Here is a 13,215-nt window from a genome sequence, read left to right as displayed (position 1 = left end):
CACACACCACGCCTACTGGTTGTAAGGCCCGTAGTCGTAGTCCTCCAGCGGCACCGCCTGACCGGAGCCCGTGCCGAACGGGCTGTAGTCGATGTCGTCGTAGCCGACGGCCGAGTACATCGCGGCCTTGGCCTCCTCGGTCGGCTCGACCCGGATGTTGCGGTAGCGGGACAGGCCCGTACCGGCCGGGATGAGCTTACCGATGATGACGTTCTCCTTGAGGCCGATGAGGGAGTCCGACTTGGCGTTGATCGCCGCGTCGGTGAGGACCCTCGTCGTCTCCTGGAAGGACGCCGCCGACAGCCACGACTCGGTGGCCAGCGAGGCCTTGGTGATACCCATCAGCTGCGGACGACCGGAGGCCGGGTGACCGCCCTCCTGGACCACACGGCGGTTCTCGGTCTCGAACTTCGAGCGCTCCACGAGCTCACCCGGCAGCAGCTCCGCGTCGCCGGACTCGATGATCGTCACACGGCGCAGCATCTGCCGGATGATGATCTCGATGTGCTTGTCGTGGATCGACACACCCTGCGAGTTGTAGACCTTCTGGACCTCGCCGACCAGGTGCACCTGGACCGCGCGCTGGCCGAGGATGCGCAGCACGTCGTGCGGGTTGGTGGCACCCACGGTGAGCTTCTGGCCCACCTCGACGTGATCGCCCTCGCCCACCAGCATGCGGGCACGCTTCGAGATCGGGAAAGCCGTCTCGTCGCTGCCGTCGTCCGGGGTGACGATGATCTTCTTGGTCTTCTCGGTCTCCTCGATCCGGACGCGGCCGGAGGCCTCGGAGATCGGGGCGACACCCTTCGGGGTACGGGCCTCGAAGAGCTCGACGACACGCGGCAGACCCTGCGTGATGTCCTCACCTGCCACACCACCGGTGTGGAAGGTACGCATCGTCAGCTGGGTGCCGGGCTCACCGATGGACTGCGCGGCGATGATGCCGACCGCCTCACCGATGTCGACCAGCTTGCCGGTGGCCAGCGAGCGGCCGTAGCACATGGCGCAGGTGCCGACGGCGGACTCACAGGTCAGGACCGAACGGGTCTTGACCTCCGAGACGCCGTGCCGGACCAGCTCGTCGATGAGCACGTCGCCCAGGTCGGTGTTGGCCGGGGCCAGCACCTTGCCGTCGGCGACGATGTCCTCGGCGAGCGCGCGCGCGTACACGCTGGTCTCGACGTTCTCCGCCTTGCGCAGGACGCCGTCGGCGCCCACCTCGGCGATGGCCAGCCGCAGGCCGCGGTCGGTGCCGCAGTCCTCCTCGCGAATGATGACGTCCTGGGAGACGTCGACCAGACGACGGGTGAGGTAGCCGGAGTCGGCGGTACGCAGGGCGGTGTCGGCGAGACCCTTACGGGCACCGTGCGTGGAGATGAAGTACTCCAGCACGGACAGGCCCTCGCGGAACGACGCCTTGATGGGACGCGGAATCGTCTCGTTCTTGGCGTTGGACACCAGACCACGCATACCGGCGATCTGACGCATCTGCATCATGTTCCCTCGGGCGCCCGAGTTCACCATCATGAAGATCGGGTTGGTCTTCGGGAAGTTCTCGTTCATCGCCTCGGCGACCTCGTTGGTCGCCTTGGTCCACAGCGCGATGAGCTCCTGCGAACGCTCGTCCTTGGTGATCAGACCGCGCTCGTACTGCTTCTGGACCTTCTCGTCCTGCGCCTCGTAGCCGCGGACGATCTCCCTCTTCGCCTCGGGGACGACGACGTCGGAGATGGCCACGGTGACGCCGGAACGGGTGGCCCAGAAGAAGCCGGCCGCCTTCAGGTTGTCGAGCGTCGCCGCCACGATGACCTTCGGGTAGCGCTCGGCGAGGTCGTTGACGATCTCGGAGAGCTGCTTCTTGCCGACCTCGTAGTCGACGAACGGGTAGTCCTCGGGCAGCAGCTCGTTGAAGAGCGCACGGCCCAGGGTGGTCCGCAGCCGGAACGGGTCGCCCGGCTGCCACTCGCCGATGCCGGCGTCGCCCTCGAACGAGGTGTCCTCGGGCGCCTGCGGGGTCCAGCCGCGCGGCGGGATGGTGCCCACCGGGAAGCGGATGTCCACCTTCGACTGGAGCGACAGGTCGCCCGCGTCGAAGGCCATGATCGCCTCGGCGACGGAGGCGAAGGACCGCTCCTCGCCCTTGACCTCGCGGGCCTCGCCGTCGGTGGTGAGGAAGAACAGACCGAGGACCATGTCCTGGGTCGGCATCGTCACCGGACGGCCGTCGGCCGGCTTGAGGATGTTGTTCGAGGACAGCATCAGGATGCGGGCCTCGGCCTGCGCCTCCGCGGACAGCGGCAGGTGCACGGCCATCTGGTCACCGTCGAAGTCCGCGTTGAACGCGGTGCACACGAGCGGGTGGATCTGGATGGCCTTGCCCTCGACCAGCTGCGGCTCGAAGGCCTGGATGCCGAGGCGGTGCAGGGTCGGTGCACGGTTCAGCAGCACCGGGTGCTCGGCGATGACCTCTTCCAGCACGTCGTACACGACCGTGCGGCCGCGCTCGACCATGCGCTTGGCCGACTTGATGTTCTGCGCGTGGTTCAGGTCGACCAGGCGCTTCATCACGAACGGCTTGAAGAGCTCCAGCGCCATGGCCTTCGGGAGACCGCACTGGTGCAGCTTGAGCTGCGGGCCGACGACGATGACGGAACGCGCCGAGTAGTCGACTCGCTTACCGAGCAGGTTCTGACGGAACCGGCCCTGCTTGCCCTTGAGCATGTCGGACAGCGACTTCAGCGGACGGTTGCCGGGGCCCGTGACCGGGCGACCACGACGGCCGTTGTCGAAGAGCGCGTCGACGGCCTCCTGGAGCATGCGCTTCTCGTTGTTCACGATGATCTCGGGGGCACCGAGGTCGAGAAGGCGCTTCAGTCGGTTGTTGCGGTTGATGACGCGGCGGTACAGGTCGTTCAGGTCGGAGGTCGCGAAGCGGCCACCGTCCAGCTGCACCATCGGACGCAGGTCCGGCGGGATGACCGGCACGCAGTCCAGCACCATGCCCTTGGGGCTGTTGGACGTCTGGAGGAACGCGGAGACGACCTTCAGCCGCTTCAGGGCGCGGGTCTTCTTCTGGCCCTTGCCGGTGCGGATGATCTCGCGGAGCTTCTCGGCCTCCTCTTCGAGGTCGAAGGACTCCAGGCGCTTCTGGAGCGCGGCGGCGCCCATCGAGCCGTCGAAGTAGGTGCCGAAGCGGTCGCGCAGCTCGCGGTAGAGCAGCTCGTCGCCCTCCAGGTCCTGGACCTTGAGGTTCTTGAAGCGGTTCCACACCTCGTCGAGCCGGTCGATCTCGCGCTGCGCACGGTCGCGCAGCTGCTTCATCTCGCGCTCGGCACCCTCGCGCACCTTGCGGCGCACATCGGCCTTGGCGCCCTCGGCCTCCAGCTCGGCGAGGTCGGTCTCCAGCTTCTTGGCGCGGGCCTCCAGGTCCGCGTCACGACGCTGCTCGACCTGCTGGCGCTCGACGGAGACATGGGCCTCCAGCGAGGGCAGGTCGCGGGTGCGGCGCTCCTCGTCCACGAACGTGATCATGTACGCGGCGAAGTAGATGACCTTTTCCAGGTCCTTCGGGGCCAGGTCGAGCAGGTAGCCCAGGCGCGACGGGACGCCCTTGAAGTACCAGATGTGGGTGACGGGTGCGGCCAGCTCGATGTGGCCCATCCGCTCACGGCGCACCTTGGCGCGGGTGACCTCGACACCGCAGCGCTCACAGATGATGCCCTTGAAGCGGACGCGCTTGTACTTGCCGCAGTAGCACTCCCAGTCCCGGGTGGGGCCGAAGATCTTCTCGCAGAAGAGTCCGTCCTTTTCGGGCTTGAGGGTGCGGTAGTTGATGGTCTCGGGCTTCTTGACCTCGCCGTGGCTCCACTGACGGATGTCGTCCGCGGTGGCCAGGCCGATCCGGAGCTCGTCGAAGAAGTTGACGTCGAGCACTATGCGTCAATCCCTCTCAGGGTTGTGTCACTGGTGGTCTGTACGGGGGTCCGACCCCTGGGGCGGGGGCTGTGGGTCACCGCCCGTCATCCCTGGCCGGGACGACGGGCGGGCCCGTTCAGACCTCTTCGACGCTGCTCGGCTCGCGCCGGGACAGGTCGATTCCGAGCTCTTCCGCGGCACGGAAGACGTCCTCGTCCGTGTCGCGCATTTCAATGGACATGCCGTCGGAGGAGAGCACCTCCACGTTCAGGCACAGGGACTGCATCTCCTTGATGAGCACCTTGAAGGACTCGGGGATGCCCGGCTCGGGGATGTTCTCGCCCTTGACGATGGCCTCGTAGACCTTCACACGTCCGGTGACGTCGTCGGACTTGATGGTCAGCAGCTCCTGGAGGGCGTAAGCGGCGCCGTACGCCTCCAGCGCCCACACCTCCATCTCGCCGAACCGCTGGCCACCGAACTGCGCCTTACCACCGAGCGGCTGCTGGGTGATCATCGAGTACGGGCCAGTGGAACGTGCGTGCAGCTTGTCGTCCACCAGGTGGTGCAGCTTGAGGATGTACATGTAGCCGACCGAGATCGGGTCCGGGAACGGCTCGCCGGAGCGGCCGTCGAACAGCCGGGCCTTACCGGAGGGCAGGACCATGCGGTCGCCGTCGCGGTTCGGGATGGTGTGCTCCAGCAGACCGGCCAGCTCGTCCTCGCGGGCACCGTCGAAGACCGGGGTGGCGACGTTGGTACGGGTCTCCACGCGGTCGGCGCCGATGTTCTGGAGGCGCTGCGCCCATTCGTCGGCGAGTCCGGAGACGTCCCAGCCCTGGCTGGCGAGCCAGCCGAGGTGGATCTCCAGCACCTGTCCCGGGTTCATTCGGGACGGCACGCCGAGCGGGTTGAGGATGATGTCGACCGGGGTGCCGTCCTCCATGAACGGCATGTCCTCGATCGGCAGGATCTTGGAGATGACGCCCTTGTTGCCGTGCCGGCCGGCGAGCTTGTCACCGTCGGTGATCTTCCGCTTCTGCGCGACGTAGACGCGCACCAGCTGGTTCACACCGGGCGGCAACTCGTCGCCCTCCTCGCGGTCGAAGACGCGCACGCCGATGACCTTGCCGGTCTCGCCGTGCGGCACCTTCAGCGAGGTGTCACGGACCTCACGGGCCTTCTCACCGAAGATCGCCCGCAGCAGGCGCTCCTCGGGGGTCAGCTCGGTCTCGCCCTTGGGGGTCACCTTGCCGACCAGGATGTCGCCGGCGATGACCTCGGCGCCGATGCGGATGATGCCGCGCTCGTCGAGGTCGGCCAGGACCTCCTCGGAGACGTTCGGGATGTCCCGGGTGATCTCCTCGGGGCCGAGCTTGGTGTCCCGGGCGTCGACCTCGTGCTCCTCGATGTGGATCGAGGAGAGGACGTCGTCCTGGACGAGGCGCTGCGACAGGATGATCGCGTCCTCGTAGTTGTGGCCCTCCCACGGCATGAACGCGACCAGCAGGTTCTTGCCGAGCGCCATCTCGCCCTTTTCGGTGGCCGGGCCGTCGGCCAGCACCTGGCCGGTGATGACCCGGTCGCCCTCGGAGACGACCACCTTCTGGTTGACCGAGGTGCCCTGGTTGGAGCGGGAGAACTTGGCCAGCCGGTAGGTGGTGTACGTGCCGTCGTCGTTGCCGACGGTGATGTAGTCGGCGGAGACCTCCTGGATCACGCCGTCCTTCTCGGCCTTGACGACGTCGCCGGCGTCGGTGGCGCAGCGGTACTCCATGCCGGTGCCGACCAGCGGGGCCTCGGCCTTGATCAGCGGCACGGCCTGGCGCATCATGTTCGCGCCCATGAGCGCGCGGTTGGCGTCGTCGTGCTCCAGGAAGGGGATCATGGCGGTCGCGACCGACACCATCTGGCGCGGCGAGACGTCCATGTAGTCCACGTCGTCACCGGCGACGTAGTCGACCTCGCCGCCACGCCGGCGGACCAGCACGCGGGCCTCGGCGAAGTGCAGGTCGTCGGTGAGCGGCGCGTTGGCCTGGGCGATGACGAAGCGGTCTTCCTCGTCGGCGGTCAGGTAGTCGACGTCGTCGGTGACCTGGCCGTCGGTGACCTTGCGGTACGGGGTCTCGACGAACCCGAACGCGTTGACACGGCCGTAGGAGGCGAGCGAGCCGATCAGGCCGATGTTCGGGCCTTCGGGGGTCTCGATCGGGCACATGCGGCCGTAGTGCGACGGGTGCACGTCACGGACCTCGAAGCCGGCCCGCTCACGGGAGAGACCACCCGGGCCGAGCGCGGAGAGACGCCGCTTGTGCGTCAGACCCGACAGCGGGTTGTTCTGGTCCATGAACTGGGACAGCTGGCTGGTGCCGAAGAACTCCTTGATGGAGGCGACGACCGGCCGGATGTTGATCAGGGTCTGCGGCGTGATCGCCTCGACGTCCTGGGTCGTCATGCGCTCGCGCACGACGCGCTCCATCCGGGCCAGACCGGTACGGACCTGGTTCTGGATGAGCTCGCCGACGTTACGCAGACGGCGGTTGCCGAAGTGGTCGATGTCGTCGGTCTCGACGACGATCGTGACGCCGCTGTCACCGGTGGTCTCGGTCTCGCCGGCGTGCAGCTTCACCAGGTACTTGATCGTCGCGATGATGTCGTCGACGGTCAGGATCCCGGCGTCCAGGGGGGCGTCGGCGCCGAGCTTCTTGTTGACCTTGTAGCGGCCGACCTTGGCCAGGTCGTAGCGCTTGGGGTTGAAGTAGAGGTTGTCCAGCAGCGTCTGGGCGGCCTCCTTGGTGGGGGGCTCACCCGGGCGCAGCTTGCGGTAGATGTCCAGCAGCGCGTCGTCCTGGCCCTGGGTGTGGTCCTTCTCCAGGGTGGCGCGCATGGACTCGTAGTCGCCGAACTCCTCGAGGATCTGGTCGTTCGTCCAGCCGAGCGCCTTGAGGAGCACGGTGACCGACTGCTTGCGCTTGCGGTCGATGCGGACACCGACCATGTCGCGCTTGTCGATCTCCATCTCCAGCCAGGCACCCCGGGACGGGATGATCTTGGCGGAGAAGATGTCCTTGTCGGAGGTCTTGTCGATGGAGGAGTCGAAGTAGACACCCGGCGAGCGGACCAGCTGCGACACGACGACACGCTCGGTGCCGTTGATCACGAAGGTGCCCTTGTTGGTCATCAGGGGGAAGTCGCCCATGAAGACCGTCTGGGACTTGATCTCGCCGGTTTCGTTGTTGGTGAATTCGGCGGTGACGAAGAGCGGAGCGGCGTAGGTGAAGTCACGCTCCTTGCACTCGTCGATGGAGTTCTTCGGCGGCTCGAAGCGGTGGTCGCGGAAGGTCAGCGACATCGACCCGGAGAAGTCCTCGATCGGAGAGATCTCCTCGAAGATCTCTTCCAGGCCTGACTTGGTGGGGACGTCCTGACCGGACTGGAGAGCCGCCTCGACACGAGCCTTCCAGGCGTCGTTGCCGAGCAGCCAGTCAAAGCTCTCGGTCTGCAACGCCAGAAGGTTCGGAACCTCAAGGGGCTCCTTGATCTTTGCAAAGGAGATGCGCAGCGGGGCGGTGCTTGCACCATTGTTCGTATGTGCGGTCGAGGCAGTGCGCGAGGCGGCCAAGAGGGGGTCCTTCCGAGGGCTCGGACTCATCTCACGCTGACCGGTCGCCAAGCTGGCAAAAGTAAGCAGAAACCAAGGTCAGATGGGGTCTGCTTTCCTAAATACCGAGCGAGGGGTGCTCCTGGTGACGGGCAGGAGGCAGCTAACAGGCAGCGCAAAGGGTCAGTGTAGCCACATGGCCCACTGATGTCCAGTGCGGGTTCTTGGAACCCTCGCTGCTCTTCATGCCTGCGGTAACTCACGCCCTCTCGCGCATATCGATGCTTCCCTCTTCGCCACCGATCCATGCCTCGGATCCGGATCGTTGTGACGACGCGTCCTGAGAATTGCGCGCTGCGTGCGGTTCGTCAAGGCCCCGCCGCTGTTCCTGCTGCTACGGGCGCCCCGATCCGTCCGTCACCGCGGGCCGTCAACCCGCCGTCGGAGTCGCGACGTGTTGACCATACTCGCCGTGTCCCAGGCCGCAAGGCCGCCGCCGCGCCTGCGCCCTCGAACGCCGAAGGGCGACCACCCGGATGGATGATCGCCCTTCGGTGTGTCCGCGTTACAGCGGCCGACTCCGGGCGCGGTACGGCGACCGCGCTCGGGGCCTGGAACTTACTTGACCTCGACGGAGGCGCCGGCGCCCTTGAGGGACTCGGCGGCCTTCTCGGCGGCGTCCTTGGCGACCTTCTCGAGGACCGGCTTCGGGGCGCCGTCCACGAGGTCCTTGGCCTCCTTCAGACCCAGCGAGGTCAGCTCGCGCACGACCTTGATGACCTGGATCTTCTTGTCGCCGGCGCCGGTGAGGATGACGTCGAACTCGTCCTTCTCCTCCTCGGCCGGGGCGGCGGCACCGGGGGCGCCCGGGGCGACGGCGACGGCGGCCGGGGCGGCAGCGGTGACGTCGAACTTGTCCTCGAACGCCTTCACGAACTCGGAGAGCTCCAGGAGGGTCATTTCCTCGAACTGGGCAAGCAGGTCGTCCTGGCTGAGCTTCGCCATGGTGGCGGTCCTTCCACTTGATCGGCAGGTGCCGGATGTACGGGTGAGGGGTGGGAGTACCTCCCACACCCTTGAGGCAGCGGGGGAGTATGCCTTGCGGCACGTTCGGCCCGCGGTGGTCGCCGCCGAGGCCGGCAGCGGCCGGGTGCGAGCCGAGTTACTCGGCACCGCCTTCCTGCTCGGCCTTCTTGACGCGAAGCGCCTCCGCGGTGCGGACGAACTTCGACGGAAGCGCCTGGAAGAGCGCGGCAGCCTGGGACTGCTTGCCCTTCATGGCGCCCGCCAGCTTGGCGAGCAGAACCTCGCGGGACTCGAGGTCCGCGAGGCGGTTGATCTCGTCGGCGGAAAGGCCCTTGCCGTCGAGGACACCGCCCTTGATGACGAGCGCGGGGTTTTCCTTGGCGAAGTCACGCAGCCCCTTCGCCGCCTCGACCGGGTCACCGGTCACGAAGGCGACGGCCGTCGAGCCCTTCAGGTACTCGTCCAGCTCGACCCCGGCCTGCTTGGCCGCGATCTTGGTCAGCGTGTTCTTCACCACACGGTACTGGGCGTTCTCGCCGAGAGAACGACGCAGCGTCTTGAGCTGCGCCACGCTCAGTCCGGTGTACGAGGTGACCACAGCAGCGTTGGAGTCGCGGAGCTTGCCCGCGATCTCCTCCACGGCTGCGACCTTGTCGGCCGTCGCCATGAGCCTCGGCCTCCTTCCGGGGTGGTGATCTACCGGCTGGCCGCGTGGCCGGCCGGTCAGTCGTGGTCGACCGAAGACGCCAGGAGTCGGGCGCGTGGCGAGGAGACGTGCGCTGCGCTCCCTGGGGAGCGGAGCTGATCCAAAACGAAACGCCCCGGCGCAGGCGCACGGGGCGTGAGCTCGACCGGGGCGGGCTTGGTCGAGCCGGCATTCGAGGCCGGCCCGGACGTCAGACCCTCCGGGAGCACATCCACTGTCACCTACGCAGGTCGTCCGTCCTTCGACGGATCCTTCGGCCACCGCACCCCTCTCAGGGCGCACGGCGACGACCAGCGGTCTTCGGCTTCGGTAGGAGCGTACGGGAACCGATCGCCGTCAGGCAAATCGCCCGTACGGCACTCAGGCCTCGTCGAGTTCCTTCATCATCTCCGCGAGGTCGACGGTGTCCTTGGCGGGCGGGGCCTTGATGGTCACCGGCTCGTTGAGGTCGAGGAAGGTGACGGTCATGTCGAGCGGGCCCTTGTCGGCGTCGCCGCGCATGCGGAACTGCTTGGTGTGCTGGTCACCGTCGATCCACATGTCCATGGCGATCGAGTCGACGCCCATGTCCTCGTACTGCTTGAGGCTCTTCTCGCGCTGCTCGCGTACGCCCTTGCCCTCGCCCTTGAGGTCGGCCTTCAGATCGGCGACGGAGACGGTGCCCTTGTAGTGGGTGGTACGCACCCCGTCGACGGTCTCCGTGCCGACCTTCTTCACGTCCTTGGAGCCGGTGAGGAAGGTGGACTCGGTCGCCGGGTTCTGGTCGGCCTGGCCTGCGCCGAGCTGGTCCGGGTCCAGCGCGTCGTCGGCACCGGCGGCGGACATGTCGAACTTGATCCAGCTCTTGCCGTCCATCTCCTCGGCGCTGTCGTCGCCGCCGTTGATGTACATGGCCTTGTCGACGAGCCGGATCTCCACCGGGTCCTCCCCGGCCTTGCCCGACGCCATCTTCATGCTGATGGCCAGCGGCTTGAGGCTCATCGCCGCCTCACCGCTCACCTTGCCCTCGTCCGGCACCCTGCCGGACATGCGGTAGCGCAGGGACGTGATGTCCTCCGTGTTCTTCGCGGCCTTGGCGACGGCCGCGGCCGGTTCCATCGCGGGCGACTGGGCCTGCGGCCGCCCGGTGCCCCCCTTGGCGTCCTTGTCCCCCTGGGAACAGCCGACCGCACCCACGGCCAGGAGCGCCACGGCGACCCCCACGCACGCCGCTCTTCGCCGCACGGAATCACGCATGACAGAGCCCATTCATTCCCCCCAAGGAATTCACGGAAAGTGCACAATAAGGCGATAAGAGTAGCCCGCGCGATGTCGAACGACCATACGATTCCGTGTGGTGCACATCACGAAACGGCGAGGCGGGGAGGCCTTCCGACCTGCTGGGGGCGGCCTCTGGGATCTTCGCGGGACTCCGGGGCCTCCGGGGGCCTCGCGAAAGGGCCTGAATGCCTCTCAAAGGGCCTGAGAGACCGGACGGGGCGGGCACCTCCGCGTTCCGTGAAAGCGGCCGGCAGAAAGCGAACAACAGAAGCAGAAGCAGAAGCAGCAGCACGTAAGCGATGGAAAGCGAGCGGGCCCCGCGCCCGTCGTGCCCGAAGGCTCGGTGGGTGCGGGGCCCGCTCTGCGAAGCGCGTGCGCTCAGGGCTGGCTGTGTGAGCGCAGGGCTCAGACCGCCGCCGGGTCCTCCTCGACGAGGAGGTTCCGCGTGCGGTTCGGGTCGACGGGGACGCCGGGGCCGATCGTCGTGCTGATGGCGGCCTTCTTGATGTACCGGCCCTTGGCCGCGGACGGCTTCAGCCGGAGGATCTCCTCCAGCGCCGCACCGTAGTTCTCCACCAGCTTGTCGTCCTCGAAGGACGTCTTGCCGATGATGAAGTGCAGGTTCGAGTGCTTGTCGACGCGGAACTCGATCTTGCCGCCCTTGATGTCGGTGACGGCCTTGGCGACGTCCGGCGTCACGGTGCCGGTCTTCGGGTTGGGCATGAGGCCACGGGGGCCGAGGACACGGCCGAGGCGACCGACCTTGCCCATCATGTCCGGGGTGGCGACGACGGCGTCGAAGTCCAGGCGGCCCTTCGACACCTCGTCGATCAGCTCGTCGGCACCGACGATGTCGGCGCCTGCGGCTTCCGCGGCCGCAGCACGGTCACCGGTCGCGAAGACCAGGACCCGGGCGGTCTTGCCGGTGCCGTGCGGGAGGTTCACGGTGCCACGGACCATCTGGTCGGCCTTGCGGGGGTCGACACCCAGCCGGAAGGCGACCTCGACGGTGCCGGCGAACTTGGTCGTGGAGGTCTCCTTGGCGAGACGGACGGCCTCGAGCGGGGCGTAGAGCTTCTCCCGGTCGATCTTGGCGTCCGCAGCGCGGAGAGACTTGCTGCGCTTGCTCACTACTGCTCCTGTGTGTTCAAAAAAAGGAGTCGTGGTACGGGCCGAGCAGGCCCTGCCACGCGGTTCCCCGGGTGCGGCCACGGGGCCACGGGGTTCTTGCGGGGGCTTACGACGTCAGCCCTCGACCGTGACGCCCATGGAGCGGGCGGTGCCGGCGATGATCTTCGCGGCGGCGTCCAGGTCGTTGGCGTTGAGGTCGGGCATCTTGGTCTCGGCGATCTCGCGGACCTGCGCCTGGGTGATCTTGGCGACCTTGGTCTTGTGCGGCTCGCCGGAGCCCTTCTCCACGCCCGCGGCCTTGAGGATCATCTTGGCGGCCGGCGGGGTCTTGGTGATGAAGGTGAAGGACCGGTCCTCGTAGACCGTGATCTCCACCGGGATGACCCAGCCGCGCTGCGACTCGGTCGCGGCGTTGTAGGCCTTGCAGAACTCCATGATGTTGACGCCGTGCTGACCCAGGGCAGGGCCGACCGGCGGGGCCGGGTTGGCTGCGCCGGCCTGGATCTGGAGCTTGATCAGCCCCGTGACCTTCTTCTTCTTGGGAGGCATGTTCTCTTCCGGGTCCTAGTGAGAGTTGCGTACGCGTGCAGTCGTACGGTGGCAGGCATATCGCGTGGCAGGCCGTTGCTTCGAATCCTTTTCTTCGGTCCGTCGCCTCGGATGCCTCGGAAAGTGCGCGGTGGAAAGCTGCGCACCGAGTGCACGCATACCGACCCACGATAACGGGTCGCCGCTCGGTGCCGTAAATCGACCAGGTCGGACCGGTCACGGGACCGGTCCGACCTGGTGGGGTGGATCAGGCGCGCGGGGGCGCCGGGCGCGTGCTCAGCAGCGCTTGCTGCTCGATGCGGTGCCGGCGGCCGGGTCGCCGGGCTGCCGCAGCGAGCCGACGGCCGAGGTGCACTCCTTCACCGTGTCCGCCGGGTTGGACCAGAACTCCTGGAGGTGCGTCGCCTTCCAGGAGCGCAGGCCGAGGGTGGCGTCCTGGTTGTAGCTGTAGACGCCGATGGTGGTGTCGTAGGACTTGGTCTTGTCGCGGTAGCTGTCCCACACCCACAGGTAGCCGTAGTTCTCGTTGCAGGACGGGGAGTAGAACTGCTTGACCGAGGCCACGTGGACGCCGCCGCGGTCGATGTAGGCGGTGGTGCCGATCTGGTAGGCGTCCGCACAGACGTCGGCCGCCTGGGCGCGGGCGCTGCGGGGGTTGCCTGCGGCGGACGGCGCGGTCGAGCTGGCGGCGGCCTTCTTGCCCGGGGCGGGCGCCGGTCCGGTGCCGGCCATTGCGGAGGCGGCCGGGAGGAGTACGAGGGCGCAGGTGGCGGCGGCGATGGCGGTCGTGCGAACGCGCATGGGAATCCCCCAATGGATTCGGGCTCGTCGTTGAGCTCTTCCGTTCCGACAGGCACATTCCACTCGATGTCGGTCGGTACTTCGTGAAACGCCACGAAGAACATCGTCCCTGTGCGTATCGGTATCAAGTGAGACCCGCGTCGCCGACGGATGGTTGTGGCCTCCCAGCCACCGTTTTCCTCTGCACTGGCGTACGCCCCCGGCGCATGGCAATGAGATGCCATGC

The 13,215-nt window shown here is 67.2% G+C and carries 8 protein-coding genes; all 8 read right to left on the bottom strand.

Annotation, left to right across the window (positions count from 1 at the left end):
* Positions 1–12 precede the first annotated feature (12 nt).
* The 8 genes from NQO67_RS27650 to NQO67_RS27615 all read right to left on the bottom strand — a co-directional run bounded on the left by NQO67_RS27650 (position 13) and on the right by NQO67_RS27615 (position 12,989).
* Positions 13–3,933, bottom strand: coding sequence for a DNA-directed RNA polymerase subunit beta' (locus NQO67_RS27650; protein WP_255953007.1), 3,921 nt, complete (start codon positions 3,931–3,933; stop codon positions 13–15).
* Positions 3,934–4,051: 118 nt separating this feature from the next.
* The gene (gene rpoB / locus NQO67_RS27645) at positions 4,052–7,537 is read right to left on the bottom strand and encodes a DNA-directed RNA polymerase subunit beta (protein WP_255953006.1); all 3,486 of its coding nucleotides are present in this window, start codon (positions 7,535–7,537) and stop codon (positions 4,052–4,054) included.
* Between the two features lie 597 nt (positions 7,538–8,134).
* Complete coding sequence (gene rplL, locus NQO67_RS27640; RefSeq protein ID WP_255953005.1) at positions 8,135–8,521, bottom strand: 50S ribosomal protein L7/L12; 387 nt, start codon at positions 8,519–8,521, stop codon at positions 8,135–8,137.
* 157 nt (positions 8,522–8,678) lie between these two features.
* Complete coding sequence (gene rplJ, locus NQO67_RS27635; protein WP_255953004.1) at positions 8,679–9,209, bottom strand: 50S ribosomal protein L10; 531 nt, start codon at positions 9,207–9,209, stop codon at positions 8,679–8,681.
* Positions 9,210–9,608: 399 nt separating this feature from the next.
* Complete coding sequence (locus NQO67_RS27630; protein WP_255953003.1) at positions 9,609–10,484, bottom strand: SCO4651 family lipoprotein; 876 nt, start codon at positions 10,482–10,484, stop codon at positions 9,609–9,611.
* 429 nt (positions 10,485–10,913) lie between these two features.
* Positions 10,914–11,639, bottom strand: a complete 726-nt coding sequence (rplA, locus tag NQO67_RS27625) for a 50S ribosomal protein L1 (RefSeq protein ID WP_255953002.1) — start codon at positions 11,637–11,639, stop codon at positions 10,914–10,916.
* A gap of 114 nt (positions 11,640–11,753) precedes the next feature.
* Entirely contained in the window at positions 11,754–12,188 is a 435-nt protein-coding gene (rplK, locus tag NQO67_RS27620) for a 50S ribosomal protein L11 (protein WP_255953001.1), read from the bottom strand.
* A 276-nt stretch (positions 12,189–12,464) separates the two neighbouring features.
* Positions 12,465–12,989, bottom strand: coding sequence for a hypothetical protein (locus NQO67_RS27615; RefSeq protein ID WP_255953000.1), 525 nt, complete (start codon positions 12,987–12,989; stop codon positions 12,465–12,467).
* Between the last annotated feature and the right edge of the window lie 226 nt (positions 12,990–13,215).

This window comes from Streptomyces odontomachi, assembly GCF_024435355.1.
Taxonomy (GTDB): Bacteria; Actinomycetota; Actinomycetes; order Streptomycetales; family Streptomycetaceae; genus Streptomyces; species Streptomyces odontomachi.
This window is presented reverse-complemented; position numbering and strand designations above follow the sequence as displayed.